The following is a 526-nucleotide window of genomic DNA, read 5'->3' on the forward strand; positions in this document are numbered from 1 at the left end:
CGGCATCACCGCACGCACCATTCGAAATTGGTTGCGTACCTTTGGTGTAGAGTTACCCAACCAAAGCACTATGAGCAAGACAAACAAGAACAAAGCCGTAGATCCAGATTACGCAGAACTCAAGCGCGAAAACGCTCGCCTCAAAGCAGCCCTCTTCCAAGCTGAGAGCAAGGCCTTGGTCAACAAAACACTACTCGAAGTGGTCTTGAATCGCTACCACATTGATCTAAAAAAAAGACCGATTTGTAGCCGTGAAACAGCTTGAATCCGCCCAAGTGAGAGATCAAAAGCTCTCCATAACCTACCTTTGTCAGCAGCTAGAAGTCAGCCGCAAAGGCTACTACAAGCACACCTTCACCGAGCAAGACGAAGATGTCAAAGTAGCCTCCGTCCTACACTATTGCCAGTATGTGCGCAGTTGGCTCCCCAGGGCAGGCGTAGACACCCTCCAGGAGTGTACCAACAAGTACTTCAAAGGAACCTTCCAAGTAGGTCGAGACTGGCTCTACAAAGTGTTAGGAGCCAA

At 49.4% G+C, this 526-nt stretch carries 2 protein-coding genes; both read left to right on the top strand.

All coding sequences use genetic code 11. The annotated features are described in order from the left end of the window. Positions 1-265 (top strand): hypothetical protein (locus tag PORUE0001_RS00185; RefSeq protein ID WP_039865091.1); only part of this gene is annotated, 265 nt, incomplete at its 5' end. After that, the coding region (locus tag PORUE0001_RS00190) for a hypothetical protein (protein WP_410524540.1) at positions 252-526 on the top strand (275 nt) is incomplete at its 3' end. The genes PORUE0001_RS00185 and PORUE0001_RS00190, both read left to right, overlap by 14 nt.

The organism is Porphyromonas uenonis 60-3, from assembly GCF_000174775.1.
Classification (GTDB): Bacteria; Bacteroidota; Bacteroidia; order Bacteroidales; family Porphyromonadaceae; genus Porphyromonas; species Porphyromonas uenonis_A.